The organism is Phycisphaerae bacterium, assembly GCA_018003015.1.
Taxonomy (GTDB): domain Bacteria; phylum Planctomycetota; class Phycisphaerae; order UBA1845; family PWPN01; genus JAGNEZ01.
The window spans coordinates 24,240-46,916 of sequence record JAGNEZ010000045.1; the positions used below are offsets into that span (position 1 = coordinate 24,240).

The window sequence follows — 22,677 nt, forward strand, 5'->3', positions numbered from 1 at the left end:
CGGGAGGGAATACCGAGAGCTCGGCACCGATGGCTTTGATTCGTCAAATGCACTCCTTTTCAGCTTCGTGAGGGTGCGTCTTTCACCTCTGGGCGCATCGTGCGCGCAGCGGGTTTCGCGGGGAGCCCAACCATGTGTGCCGTGAGCGGGCCGCGTTTCCTCCCGGAATGCGCGTAACCTCCACACGTTTCGTGTACATTAACTGACGAGATGGCACCAGACCCGAGCCAATCCGGATCCATGGAAGCCTTGCGGGCCAGGGAGCCCCAGGCGGTGGAACGATGGTTTCATGAATACGCGGACGCCGTCTACACCTTCGCCCTTTACCGGGTGGGAAGAGACTCGGATCTGGCGGAGGAGGTCGTACAGGACACCTTTGTCGCCGCCTTGAGCCAGATCGAGGAATACGACCCACGGCGAGGGATGATGCTGCCGTGGCTGACGTACCGCTGTCGCAACTCGATCCGCAATGCCCTCCGTCAGCGCAAGGGGGGCGATGCACTTGCGGACTTCTGGGAAGAAACGGATCGGAGGCTGCTCGCGGCGTATCGGCAATTGGCCACAGCCCCCCTGCCCGAAGATATCCTGCACCAGCAGGAGACGAAGGAGCTGGTGCAGCTTACCCTTGCGAGCATACCGGGGAACTACCAGCAGGTCCTGACGCAGCACTACTTGGAGCAACGACCGTTGAAGGAAATCGCGGCATCGCACGGCCTGAGTGAAGGGGCGATCAAGAGCCTGCTTCACCGTGCAAGGCTCGCCTTCAAGACCGCGTTCGTTGCGTTTTCCGACGCGATGGCGGCCGAGCCTTCATTGGAAGGAGGTGCGAAATGAATACTCCGATCACACCCGGTGACGAACATCTCGAAGGGAACATCGGCAAGCTCATGTCCTCAGGGGAGCCGAGGCTGTCCATGCCCGAATCCAGCAAGGCGAGAGTGCTTTCGACCTTGCTGCGGGGTGCGGCCGCCGCCCAGCCTGTCGCTGAGACTCAGGCGACTCCCGATTTGACGACGAACACGCAGGCCCGCAGACAAGCCGCCGTTCGGCTCGTTCCGGATGTGCCGACCGACTTGGCTGATGGTGCCCAGCGTGGGGACCATCCGATTGCACAACTCCCGGGTCAGCGGCACGTGCGAAGGAGGTTCGTCGCCATGTCTCAGAGAAAGACGATTCGTTGGCTGGCCGAGAGACCGGTGAGAGCACTTACCGGCCTCGCCGCGTGCTTGACCCTGATCGTGACGCTCTGGGTCGTCGCGGGGGGAGGCAACGCCCAAGAAGCCTTCGCGGCCGCGATTGCAGGCGCGCAGAAGGCGAGGACGTTCTCGTGCAAGGAAGTCCTGCAATCTCGCCGAAATGGTCAGGTCTATGAAAGATCGATTATCTTCAAGGAGCCGTACCGCGAGCGGAGCGAGTGGCTCTCGGGCGTGGCCTCGGTCGGCGACGTGACGATCACCGACTACGGCCAGCGTCGGCGTCTCCGTTTCATCCCGGCGAATAAGCTTGCGGAACTCGATGACATCAGCTCGGAGTACGAGGTCAAGACCGAATCGGGAGAGTTGAAGCTGACGGAACTCGACACCAGCATTCGCGACCGCATGCTTGCCTTGCGTGCCGAGGCCGTCGTCGACCTCGGAAACGTCGAATTGGCCGGGCAATCCGTTCGGCTGCTTCAATCGCGGCAGGGCGATCGCGTGACGAAGGTCTGGGTTCACCCGCAGACCGGCCTGCCGGTTCAGATCGCCGTGGACAGGCCTGAGTGGCTACGGATGTACACGTCCATTCAGATCGATGCCGAGGTGGACGACGCCCTGCTCAGCATGGAGCCACCGGCTGGCTACACGTTGATCGGCGACGGACCACGCAAGCGGGTGTCGGATGATAAGGCGAAGATCATCGCCAAGATGAGGCATCTGCTTGTGGCGTGCTGCAGCTACGCGAACAGCCACAATAATCAATACCCCAAGGAACTGTCAGACCTTCAGTCGGAAGGCATCACGCCTGAAACGCTCAAGAGCATCCTGGCTGCTCCCGATCAGCCGGACGGACCGCCGGTGCTCCGGTATCGACAGCCTCCAGCGGGTGTTGCTCCGACAAAGGCGGTCGTGCTGTACCAGGCGTTCGACGAGTGGCCGCAGGGGGGCATCTGGGTGGGCTTCGGGGACGCCCATTGCGAGCTGATCACCAAGCAGGAGAAGTTCGAGGCACTGACGCGATAGCCTGAGATGTCGGGAGGCCCGACGCTATTCGAGTGACGTGACGGCGTGCTGGTACGTTTTGTGGTGGGCGTACTACCCTTTTCCAGCGTGATGCTTCCCACCATGGTGCGTGATGCGGTTGCATCCGTTGCGATGGATCGTCACATGGCCGATATCAACGATCGGAGCATGGGCGATGCACTCGCCGGAGCGCAGGCAGCTGACCTTGCGAATCGGCTCGGCTTGGGGGCCGCCTGCCCGAGTGTCATTTGAGAGGTGCAACCATGAGATTCCCGAGTTTGGTATGTGTCGTGGTTTTCGGCTTGTCCGCTGGAGCCTTTGCCCAAAGCCGCTCGGCAAGCACGGACCGGAGCAGCGAGGTGGGCATGACCTTCGTGCGGCACCTCTCTCAAGGCCGGTACGCCGAGGCCGCTGGCATGGTTGACGACAGCGTCAAGGCACAGATGAACCACAACGTCCTGAAGGGAGTCTGGACCAACATGTCCGAGGGGAAGGGCGAGTTCCGCAACGTGGGCACGCCTACCGTAACCAACCTGGTCGTGTACAAGTGGGTCTTGGTGCCCTGCGAATGGGTGAACGGCCGCATCCGGCTGAGGGTCGTGGTCAATTCGCAACGGAAGGTGGTTGGCTTGTTTGTGGTGCCGCCCGCTTTGAAATCGGCCGGGGTTCGCCCTCCTTACCTCCACACGGAGGTGACGACACGGGACATCACAGTGGGCAAAGCACCCTGGTCGTTGCCAGGCACGCTCACCCTGCCGAAGTCGGGCAAGCCCAAGGGCGGCGTCGTTCTGGTACATGGGTCGGGGCCGAACGACCGCGACGAGACGCTGGGGCCGAACAAGCCGTTCCGCGATCTGGCCCTGGGCCTGGCCGAGAAAGGCATCGCCACGCTGCGATACGACAAACGCACCTATGCACACAAACTGGTGCTGGCATCGAAGCTGGCCCTCAAAGGCGGCATCACGGTGGACGAGGAGGTTGTGGATGACGCACTGGCTGGGCTGAACGTGCTTCGCGCGCAGCCGGAGTTGGCGAACGTGCCCGTGTACGTGCTCGGACACAGCGTTGGGGCGATTCTAGCGCCGGAGATTGCGGCCAGGGACGGCAAGGTCGCAGGGACCGTGCTGCTTGCCGGCCCGGCTCGACCGATGGAGGACGTGATCGTCGACCAACTGACGTACCTGGGCTCGCCCGATGTCGGCCAGGTCCGGCAACAGATGGAGGGCATTCGCAAGCACACGCTGAAACCGGATGAGAAGGTGATGTCAGCGCCCGCCGCGTACTGGTACGATCTGTGCGGGCGCGATGCCGAGGTAGCGGTAAAGACGGCGGCGGGATTGAAATGCGGCATCCTGGTCGTGCAAGGCGGGAGGGATTACCAGTCAACGACCGACGATTTCAAGCTGTGGCAAGCGGCGCTCGGCAAGCGTCCCAAGGCGACGTTGAAGCTGTTCGAGGATTTGAACCACCTCTTCGCGACTGGCGAGATAAAGGCCATCCCGGACGAGTACAACGACGAGACGCACGTTGATGCGCGGGTGATTGACTTGATCGCGGCCTGGTCCGTCGAGCCGGGCGGTGTCACGACGCGAGACGGCAACGGCAGTCGTTAAGCCTACAAACCCCTCTGCCGCCATGCCCGCTGCGGCTGTCACGCGCTGCGGCACGCGCTCATTAGCGTGCTGGTGGCGCGGGGGAAGACGCGGGGGGGGCTAGCTGCGTTCGTGGGACATCTGGAAACGCACCATGCGAAAACTGACCGGATTCTTGGCGCCGATGTTGTTGATCAGCGCGGTCGCACCGGGCGCGGAGACCATCGCCCCCAGTTCGCTGCAGTTCTCCGGCATCTACCCCCACCTGGCGTACTTTAACGAGCAGGGCGAGTGTGGCACCGGCGCGGTCGTCCCTTGGGCGGGGAAGCTTTGGATGGTTACCTACGGCCCGCACCTGCCCAACGGATCCTCCGACAAGCTCTACGAAATCGCCAACGACCTGTCGGCAGTCATCCGGACCGAGAGCATCGGCGGGACCCCGGCCAATCGCATGATCCACCGCGAATCTAACCAGCTTTTCATCGGGCCCTATGCCATCGACGGGCAGCGGAATGTGCGGGCGATCTCCTATCAGACTATGCCCGGGCGGCACACCGCCACTATGCGCCACCTGACCGACGCCGCAGGGAAGATCTACTACGCCACCATGGAAGAGGGTTTCTACGAAGTGGACGTCAACACGCTGGCCGTGAAGGAGCTCTACCCCGACGCCAACAAGGACAAGGGCGGCCACGCCGGGACGCTCCTGCCCGGCTATCACGGCAAGGGGGCCTACAGGGGCCAGGGGCGCGTCGTCTACGCCAACAACGGCGAGCTGTCGCCCGACGCAATGAGGAAGCCAGACACCCCCTCCGGATGCCTGGCCGAATGGGACGGCCGCCAATGGAAGGTCGTCCGCCGCAACCAGTTCTGCGATGTAACCGGTCCCGGCGGAATCTACGGCAACGCCAACCCGGAGAAAGACCCCATCTGGGCTATTGGCTGGGACCACCGCTCGCTGATTCTCATGCTCTTGGATGGGGGGTCGTGGCACGCCTTCCGCCTTCCCAAGGCAACCCATACCTACGACGGCGCGCACGGCTGGAACACCGAGTGGCCAAGGATTCGCGACATCGGCGAGCCCGACCTGCTGATGACCATGCACGGGATGTTCTGGCGCTTTCCCCGCGCATTCTCTCTGGCCAACACCGCCGGAATCCGCCCGCGATCCACCTATCTCAAGGTCATTGGCGACTTCTGCCGGTGGGACGATCGCCTTGTTTTCGGCTGCGACGACGCAGCCCAAACCGAATTCCTCAACAAGCGCAGGGCCAAAGGGGGCCTCGCCGGGCCCGGCCAGTCACAGTCAAACCTCTGGTTCGCCGCGCCCTGGTTGCCGGATCAACTCGGGCCGGCACTCGGACGCGGGGCCGTATGTATGAACGAGCCTGTCCAGGCCGGCGAGTGGTCAGACCCGTTCCTCTTCGCGGGATTCGATCGACGCGGGGTACACCTCGCAACCGGCGGGGACGAGCCGGTCACTTTTGAGTTTCAGGTGGACGCGGCAGGTGACGGCCGGTGGCAGAAGCTGCGCGACGCGACCGTCAACGGCTACGAGTGGCTGGATTTCCCCGAGCACGAACGGGGCCAGTGGGTGCGCGTCAAAGCAAGCCGCGACTGCGCCCGGGCGACGGTGCAGTTTATGTACAGCAACGTCGACCGCCGTCTACAGGCAGCTGACCCCATCTTCGACGGCCTGGCCAAGGCCTCTGATCGGCAGCTCACGGCCGGCCTGCTCCGCGCTCGCGGCGAGAACAGACGCACCCTCCACCTCGCCGCCGCCATGCTGATTGGGAATGTGCTAACCGACGGCGCCTACTACGAAATGGACGGCTCGATGAAGCTGAGTCGCGTTGATGACCCTGCGGCGCACGATTGGCTCAAGAAGAACGCCGCCATCCCAGGGGGCATTCTTAGTGTTGATGCGGCATCTGTGCTGTGCATCGACGATGCCGGCCAGCGATGGCGACTGCCGCGCGGCGACGCAGCGTTCGATGAGCTGACCGGCCGGGGCCTTCTGCGCATCGATCGCGAAGTCGTCACCGAGCGCGACCTGTTCAACTGCCACGGCACATTCTACGAACTGCCGGCCGACAACGCCGGCGGGTTCGCCAAGGTCCGGCCCATCGCCACCCATAACTGCAAAATCACCGACTACTGCTCCTATCGGGGCCTGCTGGTGATGACCGGGATCGACGGCGGCCAGGGCAACCGTCACATTATTCGCTCCGACGACGGCCGGGCGGCCGTGTGGGTGGGCGCGGTCGATGACCTCTGGAAGCTCGGCAAGCCCACCGGACAGGGCGGCCCCTGGAGAAGCACCGCCGTCAAAGCTAACGCGCCCTCCGATCCCTATCTGATGACCGGCTACGATCGAAAGCGGCTTGCTCTCTCCCACGATCGCAATGACACCGTGACCATGTGCGTGGAGGTGGATATCGCCGGCACTGGCGATTGGGTAAGCTATCGCACATTCGAGGTGGGCGCGGGGGCGAAAGTGGAGCACGACTTCCCCGCCGGATTTGCGGCCTACTGGCTGCGCGTCGCCACCGACAAGGACTGCACAGCCACCACCTGGCTGATCTACGATTAAGGAGTTGATCAAGAAAGACGTACTTGACGCAAGCCCGACCACGCTGCCCAGGGCCCCGTGCAGGTAGTACAAAACCTCTATTTAGAGAATGGCTTGCGACCCTTTATCTGCCGCCCTCGGCTGCGTGCCACCTCCAAGGATACCCGACTGACCGGCACCGAGCTTCGACATTCTCCGCGGACAGGGCCGCCGCAAGAAGCGGGTCGGCCAGAAGATCCTGGTTGACGTGGCGCCTCCAATAGGCGAAACCGGCCATCCGTGGCCTAACGATTGAAGGCGATCCGGGGTGGATTGAGCGAGCGATGCTGAGGGCCCGGATCGCCTCCACGCTCCCGGCGAGAGAAGCACCTTATCCCTCCTCGACGATGTCCAGGCTCATGAGCCGGGCGAGGTGGCGAAGGCTGTCCATGTGGTCGCCGTAAATCACCACCCGGTGCAACAGCGTCATGGCATCCTCGGTCTCGAGGACGCTGCTCCAGTTGGCGGCCATCTTCGCCGCGTCGCGCACCTCCGTGACGATCTGGGTACGGCAGGCGTGAACCGACTTCTCCGGCACCTCGATGATCTTGCCGGTCGAGGCGAGGATGGTATCCAGCCGGACGAATTTGGAACGGGTGATTGTCTCGCCGATGCGGTACTGGACCTCGGGCACGCAGCCGCTGCCCCCCACCTCCGAGTGCCCGCGGAGCAGGTAAGGAGCCGGCCTCCCGGCCGCGCCGTCCATCATCAGCGGCGCGGTGCAGTGGGCGGTCCACAGGACGTTACGCGAGGTGTCGAAGGTCGCGTTGCCCTGGAACCCGGGGCGATCGAAGGCGTACTGAAAGAGGAGCATGGTCAGCAGCGAGTCCATGTCCCCCTCGCAGGCGGCCGGGATGCCCGAGTCGCGGAGGCGCGTGAATCCCAGGCAGGGGAACCCCTTCGGCAACCAGCCCATGCACGTGCCGATGGCCAGCCCTTGGGCCCGCTGCTGCCGCATCAGGTCCTGGAGAGCCACGCTCACGCGGGCCGCCTTGTCGATGTCCTCCTTGTTGGGCTCGAAGACGGCCTTCGCCTCCCCGGTCCAGCGTGCGGCCTCGTCCTGGACCGCCTTGCCATCGGCGGAGGCGATCAGGTCGCTGAAGGTCTTCTCGTCGACGGCCACAACCTCGGCACCCAGGCGCTTCTTGACCTCGTCCGGCGATCGGGCGGGCTCCGTCCCCTGGGCGGGCGGGAAGAGCAGGATGCGGGTCTGCTGCAGCAAGGGGATCACCCTCAGGAGGCGGAGGGCACGCTCGAGGTCACCGTAGTCGCTCGTGGGCATGAGGGTGACCGGGCGACCCCGGCGCTGCCAGCGGTGAGGATACATCCAGTCGTGGCCGCTCGCCGGCAGGGAGTAGACGACCATCGGGTGGTTCCCTTCAAGGATCGGGCCCACGACCCTGGTCAGGGCGAAGCAGCTCAGGTTGATGGCGAGCACCGGTGCGCCGGGCCCTGCGGCCTTGAGCAGGGCCGCGGTCTCCTCGACGCTGTTCGACTGACCGATCGCCAGCTCGACGTTCCCCAGCTTCTTCTCCGCCTCGGCCAGACGGGCCTTCATGGCCTCGAAGTGCGGCGGATCGGTGTTCCACCCTCGGTCGTTCGGTCCCGGCGAGCCGGTGAAGATGACGCAGAGCCGTGCCTTGCCCGAGGGCCCGGGAGGCGATTCGGAGGCCCAGGCGTGCCTCCAAGCCGCTCCTGCGAGCATCAGCCCGCCAGCCGCCACACCCGTCCCCAGGAACGTCCGTCTCGTGCATTGGTCACACATCGGAACCTCTTCGCCTTTCGGCCATGTACGGCGTGAAATCGCAGCCCGGGCGGCACGGACACGCTGTCCGAGAGGACCGCCCGGAGCAACCGATACTAACTGATACTGATACGGATAGGAAATCGATTCCGCGAGGGGCGGCGGCGCGGTCCCGGAGGTGGAGGGGGCGGGTCTTTCCGGGGAGTCAGTTTCGCCCGGGACTGGACCACGGCCCGGCGGAGAACAGATCGGGGGCTAATCGTGTGCGGACGGTCTCGAAGACAACGATCAACAGCTTCGGCTGGATCGCGATCCCTTACCTGATCCCTGCATGCTCCCGCGCGATTCGATTTCATTTGTTCCGTTGAATCCCGTCGATCCGGAAGTTCTTCATCTCCTGACCAAGGATCGGCTCGACTCCCTCCCGAAGCCCCGTGATCGTGACATTCCGAACTTCCGTATCCTCACAGTTTCGGATCAAAATCGGCGTCTTCTTCAATTCCGGGTCATTGACAATCGTCAAGCCCTGGATTCGAACTTCTTTGGTGTTCGAGATCCGAACGGGTTCTGCGCAGTGCTTTGCCCGCAGGTTCCGCAACACCAGCCCGGCATGTCCCAGGGGATGATTCGAGGTCCGGATCAGGTGCTTGCAGTGGACTGCCTCAATGTCTTCGGCGGTGATGTTCGTGTTGGGCGCGCAGGGCGCTGGTTTTCCCTCCTGCCGGGCGCCGTGGTCCTGAACATCCAGGGCATACACCGCATCCTCGGCAACCACATGCCGAACCGTGATGTTGTCGGTGCCGTCGCTGACCTCGACAGCACCCCGGTAGAATCCTGTCTTCAGCCGGACAGTCTCCACCGTAACATCCCGGACCCGTTGGCCGCCGTTGCCCCCGCTGATGGACACCACGTCTCGCCCCATGCGGATCCCCTCGATCTCGCGGACGACCCCGCCGACGATATCGCCGGTCCCATCGTCCGGCGTGATCATGACGCCGTCTTTGCTGGCGTCGAAGAACCTGCACCGTTCAATCCGAAAGGGTCCTGCCTTGACATGAATCAGCGGCGCGCGGTTTTTCTGATCCACTGTATCGTAGTTGCCCCGCAACTCCAGGTCGCGGAGCGTGACGCCCCCGGCCTCAACCGACAGCAGGATCGTGTCTCCGAGTCGCTCCGGAAGGACGGCCTTCAAGCCCTTCAGCGTCATTGGCCGCTCGATCCGAAGGGTTCGTGCGACGGGGATCGGCTCCGTTTGTTCACACACCACAATCGCGTCTTTTGGCGCCCTGTCCAGAATCGCCTGGAGGTCGCCTCCGGTAAACTTCATTTCCGCCGGCGCGGCCGAGCAACCTGCCGTCGCCGCGACACCCAGAAAAAGACTGAGCCATCTCCACCTTTCCACGAGTCGGTTATACGAGTTCATTCCGTCCTCACCTTTCCCCGACATTCATTCCGATCTCCACCCGACCATTGGAGTTGTTGACGATCCGCTGCTCTCCGGCGAAAACACTGCCGGTAATCACCGCGCGGGAGACGGCCTCGCCGAGGCGGATCTGCTGGAGGTTCTACCGAAAAGCGCAGCCGCGAACCAGCGCCGTACCGCTCTCGATATCCAGGGCGAAGCAATCGCTGATAGACTGAGAGGAGACTTGATTCCGCGAGGAGCGACGGCGTGGCCCCGGGGGAAGGTTTGGTGGGCGGGGGTCGTCTGGGGATTCATGCCAGCCCTTCAGGGTGTCCGCTCCCACCGGCGGTTGGACACTTTGGGCCCATGTCGCAGAGTCAGCCCGGCGTTCCGGGCGCTCGTGGACCGTCCACGGGCAACATGGGCCCACCATACCCCTTGATTCCGGCCCGTTCAAGAACGAAATCGAGAATGTCCCGCACGGGATCACGCTTCCCAGGCCAGTTCGGGCTGCTCGCTCGCCTCGCGGCGGAGGTGCTCCAGAAACTCGGGATCGACCTCGTGGGTGATTCCCGGCTCCGAGGCGGGGCTCGACCGAACCGGCCGGCATGGCGGCGAGGGCCGAGGCGGTGCCCGGGGCGGCGGGTCTTGCCACAGTCCGCAGTGTTCGAGGACCATGCGGATAGTTTCGTCCTGGTGGGCCTCGATGAAGGCGATGATCTCCATGGTCCCGCCGCACTTGAAGGACAGCAGCCCGCCACCGGCGGCTCCCGCCAGTCTGCGAATCTGTTCCGCTCCCACTGCAATCTGGCTTTTTGGGCATGCGCGTCATGCCGGAATACGGTATGCTGAGTACGAGGTCAGCCGAGGACAGAGCTCCATCAGCGGTTCCGGAGATTCCGGCCAAGACGATCATCGCAGTGTGGGGGAAGATCAACCCGCACCGGAAGCATATCGCACTGAGGAGGCGGAACATGAAAACACTCCGCGCAACGGCATCGTGCTGTCTGGCTGTCTTCGGTCTGGCCGTGAGCTCTGCTGCAGGGCTGAGTATCGAGATTGTCCCCGTGGGGAATCCGGGCAACGTGGGGGAGCGGTCGGGTGCTGGTGCCGGCGGCTACGGCCCCGATCGCATCTGTGGTGCGGTGGCCTACGACTACCGCATCGGCAAGTATGAGGTCACGGCTGGTCAGTATACGGCGTTTCTGAATGCAGTCGCCGGGGCGGACACCTACTGGCTATACAACCCGAGCATGTCACGGCTCGATAATGGCAGCGGGATCACGCGAAGCGGGGGGGGAACCGTGAGCAACCCGTACATCTACTCGGTAGCGGCCGACTTCGCCAACCGGCCGGTGAACTATGTGAGCTTCTGGGACGCCTGCCGGTTTGCCAACTGGCTGCACAACGACCAGCCAACGGGCGCTCAGGGCCCGGGCACGACGGAGACGGGGGCCTATACGCTCAGTGGGTACAACGGTCTCGACGGCCGGACGATCCAGCGGAACGTCGGGTGGAAGTGGGCTGTGACCAGCGAGGATGAGTGGTACAAGGCGGCGCACTACAAGGGCGGAGCGACCAATGCGGGGTATTGGGACTACGCGACAAGCAGCGACACGGCCCCGGGGCGAGATATGACCGATGCCTCCGGCAACAACGCCAACCAGCATACTGGCAGCGGTCCGTACCCCATCGATTCGGGCAAGTACACCACGGTCGCCGGCGAATTCCAGAACTCCGAAAGTCCGCACGGTACGTTTGACCAGGGCGGCAACGTGTGGGAGTGGAATGAAGCCATTGTGTCCCAAGATGCCACGTACGCGTATCGCGGCTGGCGGGGTGGGGCGTTTTACACCAGCGACTACTACCTGCTCGCGTCGTATCGCAGCTGGCGCAGTCCAGCGGTCGAGGACAACAGCATTGGGTTCCGCGTTGTCGCGATTCCTGGCCCCGGGGACTTCGACGGCGACAGCGATGTTGACACCGCTGATTCTGAGTTGCTCTTGCGGTGTAGCTCGGGACCGGCCATTCCTTTGAACGAGGTTACCTGCCAGAGAACCGATCTGGACAAGGATGGTGACGTCGACCAGTCCGACTTTGGCATCTTCCAGCGGTGTTTCAGTGGGTCGAACGTGCCTGCCGATCCGAACTGCGCGAACTGAAGTACCGGTTCTGATTGCTTGGCCATCGCCGCCGGGCCTCACGGGGAAGACCTGGACGCCAACTGTGATAGTGTCGTCGACCAGGCCATCAGCCCCACCTGGCCCCGACGCCTTACTTTCGCCACTGCTTCGGTGGTCTCCGACTATCGGAAGGTCCGAAGCCAGCCTACTGCCTGCCGTTCCTGACGATCTTGCAGGCGATGTCACCCGCGAACGTCGGCACGTCGAGTTCAATTCGGTTCCCGGTCGGCCTGGCTGATTCACGCCGGGTGACTTTGCCCTCAGACGTATCCCACCACTCGACCCGATAGGTGTCCGAAGGAAGGCCATCAATGCTCAACAACGCCCCGCTGATCTCCTCGGGCTTGTGCTTCTCGATGGCGATGTTCCACCACGTGGCTCGCTTGTCGTGCAGCCAAAGGTACGCCCCCCGCACACCTTGAAGACCAACCACCTGAACGCCACCGTCGCACGTGGCAGACGTGTCCCGCAGATGTCCAGTCGTCCACGGAACGTCGGACACAAATTGGCTGATCGGCAGGTAATGGCGGTACAAGTCGCGTTGATGGATGTCGTCCCAGAACCAGTGGCACGCGGTACCGGCCAGACCGCTCATCACGGAAGCCCAGAGAGTATTGTGCAGGTGGATGTACTCGGTGTCTTGGTCCAACTCAGGGGCGTGCTGCCACTGGTTATCCGTCATACCGAACTCGCTGAGCAGTGCGGGCTTGTTGGTGACGTTCTGCCGAAGGATATCCCGCCGGGCCAGGATCGACGCTACCTCATTTTTCCAGATTTCTCCGTTGGCCGACCGCAGGTAGTAGTGCATGTCGGCGGTGTCCAGTTGCGGATGCCGGTAGTCTTTGGACGGCGACGACCACGTGCTGCTGGCCCGCAAGTGCCGGTTGATGTCGACTGCTTCGAACGCCCGGCCCAGCTCTTCATAGAAGTTTTCGGTGGGCAAGCCTGGGTCCATCTCGTTGAAGTACTCCCAGACGGCCACATGCGTCGAGTAAGCCCAACGCGCGGCGCAGTAGCGAATGAGACGCTGGCCGTATCGAATAGCCTCGGCGTACTCCGCCGAACCGGCTTTGGTGAGCATGGGCATGTAGAGATTGCGCGTCAGCAAGGTTAACTGGAGATAGACACCTGCTTGCTCCGCCGCTTCCACAACCTGGTCCAGCAGGAAGCAATCAGCCTGGTTATAGAATCCAAGCACGGGGCGGTTTACGTCTGCTTCTCCGAGCAGCTCCGGCCCGCCGCCGACCTCACGCAAAGACAAGTCGCTGATCCAGGCTGCACCTTTGGCCGTCAACCGCAGGTCGACATCGCCCAACCACCACTGGTCGGATCCCGATGTGAACTCCCGCTTGAAGGGCGCCCACTGCGGCTTGCCGGCGATGACTTGGTCTCCCCCCAAAGTCAACGCCACGCCGACTCCGTCGTCAGCCCGCATCCGGCCGGCCAGCACGTAGCCCGTTGCCGGTCGCAGGCCCACCGGGTGCGCCGGCGACACCCTTGCGCGCACCCCGGCCTCGCCGCTGATCTTCACGCACAGCTTCGACGAGTGGTACCCGTCCCGACCTGGGGTAGCCACAATCGGAGGAACCCAGTCCCACGATCGGCCCCAGGCGCTCTTGCGGGCCTCGATGGCCATGGCCCAATCCTCGGCACAGGCCCATACTCGGGCGAAATTGGCCCCATGCTCACCCAGCCTGCGGATCTTCTCGATGGCCTGGTAGCCGTTGTGTACAAACGCAACGTTCTGGCCAACGATGAAGAACGGCGTGCCGTCCTCAAACTCCAGATAGCGCCGATCCCGGCTCGAGACCCGGATGTAACCTTCCTTCTTTGAAGCCGTGCACTCGAATCGAAAGGCCGCCGACTGCACCGTGCCAGCCGCATCCTTGAGTACGGCGGTGCACGTGTGCGTGCCCACCTCGGTGGGAGCAAAGCGTGCCTTCCATTCGGACTGTCCCACCGGGTACAGCCACTCGCGGCTGGCTCCACCCCGGCTCAAGGGCCGCCGCTCGAAATCCTGGTAACAGAAAGCCGGCACAGATAGCTTCCGGCCCGACGGTGACTTGATGGCGATCTGGAAATCCACCTCGGCGGGATCGTAGGGGTTATGGCCCGCGGACTGGGCGTTCAGAGTCATCTCGAGCTTGGTAAAGCGCGGGACTTGCTCGGCACTCAGTTCTACCTCGATGTCGCGCTTGTCGGCGCCGGCGAGTGCCAGAATCACGGTCAGCCCGGTGGCGATTAGCGCTGACATCATGCGTCTCCCTCGGCCACAATCTCGCTTCTGACGGATGGTCTGATCCTCAAAAGTCTATCCTTCTCGTCCCTTAAATCAACAACAACCAAGATGGGGTGTCGCTGTGATGGTGATCACGATCAGCTCCGTGGGGGACATTCCCGGTCGCGCGCAGCAGCTTGCGCACGCGCTTCCATAAACGTCGTCACCACCGTCCCTGGCAACACGAACGCCTCCACCCTGTCCGCGATCGCCAACAGGTAGTCGATGTGCCAATGCTTGAGTTTGTCGTGACGTAGGTGCCACCCGACCCTTTGAGTCGGTCCGTTCCTGGCCGAGCCTGTGTATACGTACCAGCCAGCCGGGAACCGGCACAGACCAAGCCTCCCGACGCAAATGGACGCCGCGCTTCGCAGCCTGATCAACAGCTGCTAAGTTCCGGGGATCACGGCCATGGCTATCAGGGTAGAACGACGGGGAGATGCGAACAAGCAGCGATGCCGCACCGTCTTACAGCCACTCCACCAGCCAATCCCACCACGTGCTCTCGCCGGCCATGCTTCTTGGACTGCTTTGCGTTCGGCGGGCTCGTGTGCTGGTTTATCTGTCTGTGGCAGGAAAAGAGGTGAGATGACGATGGATCAGTGGTTATTGTGGACATGAGGCTCGGCTTCTTGATACACTGACGTCCATGAACGGCCCTGTCAGGCAACTGAAGCGTCGTGAACTCCTGAAGAGCTCTGCACTGGCCACAGCCTTGGCGCTAGGGGTAACAGGCCGGCAAGGCCTTCGGGCGGATACCAAGACCACACCCGCCGCTACGCAGCCCACCAGCCGCGATGGTCAGGACCCACAGCAAGCGCCGTTGATCCAGGTGGGAATCCTGCTGGGAACCTTCGGCCGCGGGACCCTGGAGGCGCGTCTGGATGCCGTCAAGGACTCTGGACTTGACTGCGTTCAGCTCAGCCTAGACAGCGCCGGCCTGTCCGACATGCCCGAGGAAATCCCAACCGCAGTCGCCGCCCACATCCGTCGTGAGGCGAAGATCCGCGGGATTACGATCGCCGCCGCGCAGGGAACGTTCAACATGAGTCACCCGGATGCCGAGCATCGTCGGAGGGGTCTCAGACAGCTCCGGGTCTTGGCTGAGGCCTGTGCCGAAATGGGCACATCGAGGATCCACATCTGCACTGGCACGCGCGACCGTGAAAACATGTGGCGGCGTCATTCGGACAATGACTCGCCGGCTGCCTGGAAGGACCTGGTCGCCTGCCTGCGCAAAGCGACGGACTTCGCCCGGCAGACGCGCGTTACCTTGGCCTTCGAGCCGGAGGTCAACAACGTCGTGGACTCGGCGCAGAAGGCGCGGCGACTCCTGGATGAAATCGGGTCCCCGTTCCTCAAAGTCACGATCGACCCCGCAAACCTGTTTCATGCCGGCGAACTGCCGCGAATGAACGAGATGCTCGACGGAGCATTCGCGCTGGTGGGCAAGGACATCGTGCTGGCGCACGCCAAGGATCTGGATCACGATGGGGACGCCGGCCACCTCCCGGCCGGCCAAGGCAAATTGAACTACGATCGGTACGTCTCCCTGCTGCATCGCTACCGATTCCGGGGCCCGCTCTTGCTGCATGGTCTGAGCGAAGCACAGGTACCCGGGTGTGTAGCCTTCCTGCGGGATAAGCTGGCCCGCGCCACGTCTTCTCCTCAAGAAAAGTGAAATCGTACCGTTACGGCCGGTGCGGGAGAAACCAGGCTCGGCAGCGAGGAACTCGGGACCGGCAACATGAAGGGCAACCTGGGAAAACCGCTGAGAACTCCAAACAACAGCGGACTCCGAAGCCGCTTCCCGTCGCGGGCTGCTGGGCGGATTACTCGAAAAAAGGCGACTCGCGACGCTTGTCAATTCACGCGCCCGACCTCACCGACATCCGGAAGTACAGCGAACGAATCGCGGTTGCGGTTGGCTTGACGCCTCAGGAATGACCGGACGGGCGCCTCAGGCTCTTCCCCCGTCCGATAGTCCGAGGGGCAATCAGGGGCCAATTGGAGGAACATGGCTTTTCCGGGCTGGTCGAGGAACGTCTGTTGCCGGCGCAGGAGAGGTCAGACAAGGCCTCGATGCCGAAGAAATTCTTAGGCGCGAGGCGAGGTGGTGCTGTACAATGGATCGCAAATGGCCCGGCGGTGTAGCCGGGCCGGTTCATCCGGCACACACCCGATAATGCTGGCTGGACTGATCGGCGCCAGCGGCCAGGCCGGGGACCGCGCCAAGCGCGAACGCGCCGTGATCGCGGGCTGTTCGGCAGCGTCACCCGGCACATATCAGGGATAGAAGCATGTCAAGCCTGATCCGAGCAGATGTGCGGCACATGTGGGCGTCGTCAATCATTCTTGCATTCGCGCCTGCGGTGAGCGGCGGGCAGGTTATCGGCCAGCTCGCTGATCCGGAGCAGCCGGCCGAGGTGGCCTACGTGGATATCCTTTCGGCTTGGGTTGAGCAGGATGGCGGCCTGTTGACTTTCGTGATAGAGACTCGGGGCGAGATCCCCCCGAGCCTGGCTGAACCGGAAGATCACCTTACCTTTATCTGGCTCGTAGACACCGACGACAATCCCCTTACCGGCCAGCCGCACCAGAACCTCGGCAGCGAGTTCAACGTGCGCGCGGTCATCAGCGGGATGTACGGGGGCGGATTCGTAGATGTGACTGGAACGGTCCCGGGCGGTGGGCTGGGCACTCTGGCCGTCCTGGGGAACCGGATCCAGATCACGATCGGGCTCGGGCAAATCGGCAACCCAGCCGCGTTTCGCTGGAGCTGCGACGCCTGCCTTGCCATCGCCAACGTATGCGTCTCAGCCAACCACGAGACAGACACCGCCCTCGCGAGCGTATTGCCGTTTGCCCCACCAGCCCACGTCACCATCGTGACGCCCTTTCTGCCGCTATGCCCAACAGGGCCGGCAACGGGCCAATTGACGGTGGAGATCCGCGACGCCGCCGGAAACCTCCTTCCCAGTGAGGACTATCATCTCGCGTTTACCAGCTCGGACGAAGCCACGGCGACCGTCGACGCCGCGGGCATTGCCACGATCCACACGTTCCCGACGCCGGAGCACCACATGTCCTACGTCCAGGTCTCCGCCGACGGCGTGCCATCCGACAACGCCGCTGTCGTCCGCAGCACGTTTACCGACCTGGGCCTCTCCTACCAGATGTATCCGGCCGAGCACATCGCGTTCTACCTGCCGTCAACCATCCAGGGCGTGGACCTCGACGCGATCACCACTGCCTACCAGGTTCCGGAGGCGACCGAGCGGGCCTACGTCGCAGAGCGGACGCTGACCGACGTGCGGCCATTCAACGGGGGCGTGCAGTACTTCATCCTCGAAGTCTCCGATCATGAACCCACCACGCCCTGCGGCATCAGCGGCAACCCGATGCGCCTGGGCTGGTTCTGGGGCAAGACCGAGCACAACAGTTGCTACATCATCAACGCCCCCGAGCATCGCACGCCGCAGTGGTTCGTCATCTTCCATGAGGTGGGTCACAACTTCACGTGGTCGTCCTGGAGCTTCGGCCAGTTCTGCTCCGGGCCATCACCGGCGCACAATACCACATACAGCGAGGGCCTGGCATCACTGGCGGCCATGTGGGTCCATCACTCCATCGTCTCCTGTCCGGCGGGTCTGGGGTCGCTCGCGGTCAGCGATATCGACGCCCACCTCGGAGGTTACATGGGCTTTTTCCGGCAAATGCTGTCCGACTACCGCGTCGCAGGAGCCAATTACGCGGCATTTGACGCCAACGTGCTCGACGGCATCCTCTGCGAGTTGTTCGATGCCTACGGCCCCCGCGTCTGGTACGAGCTGTTCAGCACCTTCACGCCGACCGACCAGCCGCTCCCGTGCGTCATCGACGGCGAGGCGAAGCAGGCCACCTGGTTCGTCGCGGCAGTAAGCGCATCGGTCGGCGAAGACCTGCGCAGCCTGTTTGCCGGCCGGTACGGCTTCCCGATCGATGATGCCTCCTGGCCGGAGATGCTCGCCGCCGCCCAGGCACGAATCGCCGCTCGGCCGTGGCGATCGCCGCTGTCATTCGATTCGGACTGCGATGGGGACGTCGACGGTGATGACTTCATTCCGTTTGAGGCCTGCACGTCGGGTCCTGCCATTGCCTATATGGGCGACTGCGCCAAGGCCGACCTCGATCGTGACGGTGACGTGGACCAGTCCGATTTCGGCATCTTCCAGCGGTGTTACAGCGGAACCGGAAAACCGGCCGACCCGGACTGCGCGAAGTGATCGTGAAGTGGTCAGCCGGAGGACGCCGCTGAACGCTACTTGCTGGATACGCCGGGCGCAGTCAACAGCCTGCCGAAGGTACTAGGCACGCCGGGCGTGGAGACTGCCCATGCAACACCTGAGGATGATCACCATCCCGTTGTACGCCCTGTTGTACACGCTGGCGACATCCCCTTACCCGGCACGTCATTTGCCGGCACTGCGGGGGCTGGAGGCGGTGATTTGACCGGCAACTCTAAATCCTCTAGCCAAGAACACTTAGGCACTGCGAGGCATCCCAGGTCATCGAATGAACTAAGAGCTTTTGCGTCGCGAAGCCGACGCAAAAGCTCTTAGTTCAGATTCGGTCCAGGCGGGTGTTTTCACTGAGGGGTGGTATCTGATCGAAACCCATCGGGAACGACCGGATATGGGCTTGTACGTGGCCCTGGTAGCGGTTCAGGCTGAAGGCTGGCGGCAAAGGCGCGTCAAAGCCGCCGGTCTCTGCTTGCACCAGGCCATCGAGTGCTTCCAGTAGATCTGGCATCGCGGCCAAATCCACGGCTTCCGGCTGGATGGCCGGTGACCGGTTTTGGGCCAGCATCTGCCGGACCCGCTCTCGGAGCTCGCGCTTACGCTCCCGGCTTTCAGCCATCTTCTGCCGGAAGTACTCGGCATCGAAGACCAGGCCGTCGAACAGAAACTGTGAAGCCACATCCTGGCCGCAATGGCCGCACTAGCGCCGGACCATGCGTTGTGGCTTGCCGCCGCAGCCCTCACAACGCTGAAACGTCACCGTAGGATCGAAGCAGGATCCACAGGAACGGCATCGGCAGGTCTCCTGATCATGGCCACGGCCGGATTGACATGCTACTCCAACATGCCTGCCTCCGACGACAGTCCTTGCCTCTATAAAGTCGCGACGCTGACCGGAACGATCGACGAGGTCGAAAACGTCGTTGTCAATCTGCTTGCCAGCAATCCCAACTCGACTGACTCCCTGGCCACTCGCGACGCCCGCACGCACATCGAATTCGATCTTGCAGCCGAGTCAGGGTCACGCTTGCTGGAGGGAACTGCGAAGGTGCGTCAAACGCGGCACCTCACCACTGTGTCGGCCGTGCCGGTGCAGGGATGCGGGGACACGCTGTATACCGATTACGATGACCGGGAATGGACAGTCAAGATCACCGCCGAAATCACCTGCAGACAGGATGAGCCGATCTTTGACGTCCCCGGTATCGGGCTACCCGATGGCAGTGAGGTCCCGCAGCCCTACCGAATCACCGATGGGTGCGTGAATCTGCTGCGCGAGCAGACGGTCCGAGATACGTGGGGCTCCTTCTCGGAGTCAGGTTTCCAAAGCGACTTTGGGTACGACTATCTTCGCGATTACAGGACGGACTACCCGCTTCCACCCAACACGACCGGCGAGTTCTTCAAGGAGGTTAAACTGAAACTCAGTGTCTACTTTTGAATACTGAATGCGCCCCATCCGTCGCCTCCAGCAAGGCTGTGTCGTCCCGGGCTAGGGAGTTGAGCGCCCGGACCCGTTGCCCGTTCCGTTGGGCCGGCCGGCACAGCCTTGCTTTGTTTTGTTTAACCGGAGTAAGGCTTGGCCGGCAGGGTGGATCGCAATGAGGCTCCACGCCCTCTAAGCGTTAAGCCTCATTGGACTTGCACACTGAGTGCGCACTGGATGCCGACTGGTTTTGGACTGTCTTCAGGCTGGTTTGGAACAACATCGACACAACTTCCGGCTGGGGCGCGGCTTTCCCGCGGAGTACCGTCCTGACACCACGGCAGGGAGAACAAGCGGGGCGGATCCTCACTTCGCACAGTTTGGATCCGCCGACTTGTTCGGCCCGCAACCCGTCGTTCTTTATGTTCAAGCCGAAGTCCGCGATGAGGAAATCCGCCAGGGCCGGCGGAGTATTCGGGCCATCCTCGGGCTCGCGACGGGGTCTCCGTTTAACTGCGAACCGAAAGAGATTGCCTGCTCTCCGACAATACTCTACCCTGATGTGACAGTTGTCCGGTTGAACAAGACGACATAAAGGCTCACACTCATGAAAGACAAGCCCACCCTGAACCGCCGTCAGTTTCTACGCACCACTGGCCAAACGGCTGCGACGCTCGCGGCCGCTTCCACTTCTGCTCCAGCGATTCTCTCATCCGCATCCCCCGGCAAGACGATTGGCGTGGGCTGCATCGGCCTGGGCACGCGCGGGGGCGACCTCATCAGTTCAGTCGTCGCCGTACCCAACGTCAAGGTGGTGGCGGTTTGCGACGTTTATGGCCCGCACCGCCAGAAAGGTATCGAACGCAGTCGCAACCCCGATGTGAAGGCGTACGTGGACTGCGGTTTGACGACATTGCCCACGCGGCCACGCGGTTCCAGATCATCCCCGAGGAACACAACAAGCGCACGGACCTGCCCAAGGGCTATGACCAGAGCAAGACACCCCTCCAGCCCAATCACCTCGACGACTGGATCAACTGCATCCGGAGCCGAGGGATCCCGAAATGCTCGACGGACGAGGCGTTTGTCGAAACCGCGACGTTCCTGATGTCGCTGGTTTCGTATCAGCAGCGGCGGGTGGTCCGCTGGGACACGGCAAAGGAAGAGATCGTCTGAGGTGATATCCCTGGCACAATCGGAGCAACCATGAGAATCACACCGCTGACTGCTGCAGCCGTTTTCTTCATCACTTGTCTCTGTGCCGCGCAGGAAACCCAGGTCCAGGACGCAGCGGCCCCCAAGGCAGGCAAGGTGATCGCGCGATCCGACGGCCTGCATGGGTACATCGGCTTCGACGCCGATCGCCCACCCGCCAGGTCTGAGTACAGTGCGGGCATGGGCTTCTACTCGGCTGTCTGGCCGCTGATTGACCAGCCGCTCGCCGACTTTCAGATTGGTCTGCCCAGCGCCTGGATCACGCCGGACAACTCAGATAACAAGGACAAGCCGCTTGCTCCGGAAGGCACGCTGGCTCGGACATGGAAAGAGCGCGGCCCCACCTGGGCCAGCGTCTTCCAGACCGTGGAGGGCGGCTTGGGCTACTGGGCGGGAAACCATTTCCGCTACGGCCCGCCAAAGTTCAGCATGAACGCCACGCCGCAGTGTTACGACTACGAGGTGGGTTCACCCGGTTGGTCGTTCTTCTACGACAACGAAGCTCTGCCCGACAATCGACTCGGCATCGCGCAACTGAGTAACCGGCTGCTGATTCCTCCCGATGCCCTGCCGTTTCAGGGGAATCCCAACGGCCAGTTCCTGGGCTACACCTGGATGACCTTGCCCTTCACGGAGCCGACCACGGAAGACCCGCCCACCGGAGACCAGAGTTGGACCTGCTTCTTGAGTGCGGCCAATTTCAAAGGGCCGATTGCGTACTACATTCCGGAAACGTGGAGCAAGGTCGGCAGGTTGTTCAACTATCCCTTCCTGTACGGGCGCGGACTCGACGCTCGGCCGGGCAACATGGGCGGCGGGGCGATGGAAATCAACACGGTGCCACGGTTCGACGCTCCACACGCACACGGAGTCGTCTACTCGAGAATTCCCAGGTTGCAGTTCCCGGTGGACGGCCAGGGCAGGACCCTCCTGGTGCAGGATGTGACCTACTACTCGAAAGCGGCCCTCCACGATGCCTTCAAGGCCTGGCGCAACGGTGGCCCGGCCTGCTCCGGACGGTTCGACGAGAAAGGCGCCTGGAAGTCCACGCTGACGACGCAGACCACGCGTTACGACCAGGCCGGAAAGAAGATCACCGGCGTTGAGCGCGTCTTCGACACCAAGGTGTTCGAGGGCAACGTGTGGGGCCTGGAGTGGTTTGAGAGCAAGATTAGTCCGAAGGGCGTGTTCCCTCAGTACTTCAAACACGCCGGGGAGGGACGAGTCGCGGTGGCAGCCGCGGACGTTCCTGCGGAGACGCAACTGCACACGCAGCAGTTCAAGCTGGCCGGGCCAGGTGCTCCCTACACATCACCGAAAAGCGGCGCCTGGACCCAACCCGGGCCAAAAGCGGGCCCGTTCACGGTGAAGCTCGCGGATGGCTCGGTCGTAACGTATTCGTGGTATCGCTTCATCGATCAGCCATCGTTTCAGCAGTACGGCTGGAGTGCGCAGAAGAAAGCGAAGTTGCAGGCCTTCGTGGAGAAGATCCATGCGAACTGGCTGATTGACCGGGACTATATGGCGCCTCCGAGTCGCGGAACGCTCGTGGCACTCGATCCGGCTTTGCTGGTGACGCCACCCAAGGGCCTGGGGGCGGGGTACGTCCCCATCGTCACGCGTCAAACCGCACAATGATCATGAAGGAGGCCGGGGACTCATGACCGAGAGCCGCTTGCCTACAAGCCGGTTCCGAGCCGACGACCAGCCGATGAAGTGTCGTT

At 62.8% G+C, this 22,677-nt stretch carries 16 protein-coding genes; 10 read left to right on the forward strand and 6 right to left on the reverse strand.

Annotated features, from left to right (window positions below):
• Positions 1–273: 273 nt before the first annotated feature.
• The 4 genes from KA354_17540 (at position 274) to KA354_17555 (ending at position 6,404) form a co-directional block, all read left to right on the forward strand.
• Positions 274–834, forward strand: coding sequence for a sigma-70 family RNA polymerase sigma factor (locus KA354_17540; protein ID MBP7936445.1), 561 nt, complete (start codon positions 274–276; stop codon positions 832–834).
• Entirely contained in the window at positions 831–2,219 is a 1,389-nt protein-coding gene (locus KA354_17545) for a hypothetical protein (protein ID MBP7936446.1), read from the forward strand. Before KA354_17540 ends, KA354_17545 begins: the two co-directional genes overlap by 4 nt.
• A gap of 263 nt (positions 2,220–2,482) precedes the next feature.
• Positions 2,483–3,832: an alpha/beta fold hydrolase gene (locus KA354_17550; GenBank protein MBP7936447.1), complete on the forward strand. Its 1,350-nt coding sequence runs from the start codon at positions 2,483–2,485 to the stop codon at positions 3,830–3,832.
• Positions 3,833–3,965: 133 nt separating this feature from the next.
• Positions 3,966–6,404, forward strand: coding sequence for a hypothetical protein (locus tag KA354_17555; GenBank protein ID MBP7936448.1), 2,439 nt, complete (start codon positions 3,966–3,968; stop codon positions 6,402–6,404).
• Positions 6,405–6,753: 349 nt separating this feature from the next.
• Here the strand turns inward: KA354_17555 and KA354_17560 are convergent, their stop codons facing one another.
• The 3 genes from KA354_17560 to KA354_17570 form a co-directional block, all read right to left on the reverse strand.
• Positions 6,754–8,187, reverse strand: a complete 1,434-nt coding sequence (locus KA354_17560) for a hypothetical protein (GenBank protein ID MBP7936449.1) — start codon at positions 8,185–8,187, stop codon at positions 6,754–6,756.
• 331 nt (positions 8,188–8,518) lie between these two features.
• Entirely contained in the window at positions 8,519–9,589 is a 1,071-nt protein-coding gene (locus KA354_17565) for a hypothetical protein (protein ID MBP7936450.1), read from the reverse strand.
• A gap of 468 nt (positions 9,590–10,057) precedes the next feature.
• Positions 10,058–10,372 carry a hypothetical protein gene (locus tag KA354_17570; GenBank protein MBP7936451.1) on the reverse strand — a complete coding sequence of 105 codons (315 nt, stop codon included), beginning with the start codon at positions 10,370–10,372 and terminating at the stop codon, positions 10,058–10,060.
• Between the two features lie 173 nt (positions 10,373–10,545).
• Here KA354_17570 and KA354_17575 point away from each other — a divergent pair, with 173 nt between their 5' ends.
• Positions 10,546–11,733 carry an SUMF1/EgtB/PvdO family nonheme iron enzyme gene (locus KA354_17575; GenBank protein MBP7936452.1) on the forward strand — a complete coding sequence of 396 codons (1,188 nt, stop codon included), beginning with the start codon at positions 10,546–10,548 and terminating at the stop codon, positions 11,731–11,733.
• A gap of 166 nt (positions 11,734–11,899) precedes the next feature.
• Here the strand turns inward: KA354_17575 and KA354_17580 are convergent, their stop codons facing one another.
• Together KA354_17580 and KA354_17585 are read right to left on the reverse strand one after the other, a co-directional pair.
• Positions 11,900–14,011, reverse strand: coding sequence for a DUF5060 domain-containing protein (locus tag KA354_17580; protein MBP7936453.1), 2,112 nt, complete (start codon positions 14,009–14,011; stop codon positions 11,900–11,902).
• A 119-nt stretch (positions 14,012–14,130) separates the two neighbouring features.
• Positions 14,131–14,418 (reverse strand): DUF123 domain-containing protein, encoded by a 288-nt coding sequence (locus KA354_17585; GenBank protein ID MBP7936454.1) that lies wholly within the window; start codon positions 14,416–14,418, stop codon positions 14,131–14,133.
• 263 nt (positions 14,419–14,681) lie between these two features.
• On the opposite strand from KA354_17585, the gene KA354_17590 reads away from it, so the two are divergent.
• Together KA354_17590 and KA354_17595 are read left to right on the forward strand one after the other, a co-directional pair.
• Positions 14,682–15,713 carry a sugar phosphate isomerase/epimerase gene (locus tag KA354_17590; GenBank protein MBP7936455.1) on the forward strand — a complete coding sequence of 344 codons (1,032 nt, stop codon included), beginning with the start codon at positions 14,682–14,684 and terminating at the stop codon, positions 15,711–15,713.
• A gap of 619 nt (positions 15,714–16,332) precedes the next feature.
• Positions 16,333–18,297: a hypothetical protein gene (locus tag KA354_17595; protein ID MBP7936456.1), complete on the forward strand. Its 1,965-nt coding sequence runs from the start codon at positions 16,333–16,335 to the stop codon at positions 18,295–18,297.
• Between the two features lie 337 nt (positions 18,298–18,634).
• Here the strand turns inward: KA354_17595 and KA354_17600 are convergent, their stop codons facing one another.
• A complete protein-coding gene (locus KA354_17600) occupies positions 18,635–18,991 on the reverse strand; it encodes a hypothetical protein (protein MBP7936457.1) in 357 nt (118 codons plus the stop codon).
• A 132-nt stretch (positions 18,992–19,123) separates the two neighbouring features.
• On the opposite strand from KA354_17600, the gene KA354_17605 reads away from it, so the two are divergent.
• The 3 genes from KA354_17605 (at position 19,124) to KA354_17615 (ending at position 22,591) form a co-directional block, all read left to right on the forward strand.
• A complete protein-coding gene (locus tag KA354_17605; GenBank protein ID MBP7936458.1) occupies positions 19,124–19,753 on the forward strand; it encodes a hypothetical protein in 630 nt (209 codons plus the stop codon).
• Positions 19,754–20,560: 807 nt separating this feature from the next.
• Positions 20,561–20,914 (forward strand): hypothetical protein, encoded by a 354-nt coding sequence (locus KA354_17610; protein ID MBP7936459.1) that lies wholly within the window; start codon positions 20,561–20,563, stop codon positions 20,912–20,914.
• A 30-nt stretch (positions 20,915–20,944) separates the two neighbouring features.
• A complete protein-coding gene (locus KA354_17615; protein ID MBP7936460.1) occupies positions 20,945–22,591 on the forward strand; it encodes a hypothetical protein in 1,647 nt (548 codons plus the stop codon).
• The last annotated feature ends 86 nt before the right edge of the window (positions 22,592–22,677 follow it).

What these genes read in the sequence shown, in the direction of transcription:
- KA354_17545 (MBP7936446.1), top strand. Translation starts at nt 831, where the DNA reads ATGAATACTCCGATCACACCCGGTGACGAACATCTCGAAGGGAACATC.
- KA354_17550 (MBP7936447.1), top strand. Translation starts at nt 2,483, where the DNA reads ATGAGATTCCCGAGTTTGGTATGTGTCGTGGTTTTCGGCTTGTCCGCT.
- KA354_17555 (MBP7936448.1), top strand. Translation starts at nt 3,966, where the DNA reads ATGCGAAAACTGACCGGATTCTTGGCGCCGATGTTGTTGATCAGCGCG.
- KA354_17560 (MBP7936449.1), bottom strand. Translation starts at nt 8,187, where the DNA reads ATGTGTGACCAATGCACGAGACGGACGTTCCTGGGGACGGGTGTGGCG.
- KA354_17565 (MBP7936450.1), bottom strand. Translation starts at nt 9,589, where the DNA reads ATGAACTCGTATAACCGACTCGTGGAAAGGTGGAGATGGCTCAGTCTT.
- KA354_17575 (MBP7936452.1), top strand. Translation starts at nt 10,546, where the DNA reads ATGAAAACACTCCGCGCAACGGCATCGTGCTGTCTGGCTGTCTTCGGT.
- KA354_17580 (MBP7936453.1), bottom strand. Translation starts at nt 14,011, where the DNA reads ATGATGTCAGCGCTAATCGCCACCGGGCTGACCGTGATTCTGGCACTC.
- KA354_17590 (MBP7936455.1), top strand. Translation starts at nt 14,682, where the DNA reads ATGAACGGCCCTGTCAGGCAACTGAAGCGTCGTGAACTCCTGAAGAGC.
- KA354_17595 (MBP7936456.1), top strand. Translation starts at nt 16,333, where the DNA reads ATGTCAAGCCTGATCCGAGCAGATGTGCGGCACATGTGGGCGTCGTCA.
- KA354_17605 (MBP7936458.1), top strand. Translation starts at nt 19,124, where the DNA reads ATGGCCACGGCCGGATTGACATGCTACTCCAACATGCCTGCCTCCGAC.
- KA354_17615 (MBP7936460.1), top strand. Translation starts at nt 20,945, where the DNA reads ATGAGAATCACACCGCTGACTGCTGCAGCCGTTTTCTTCATCACTTGT.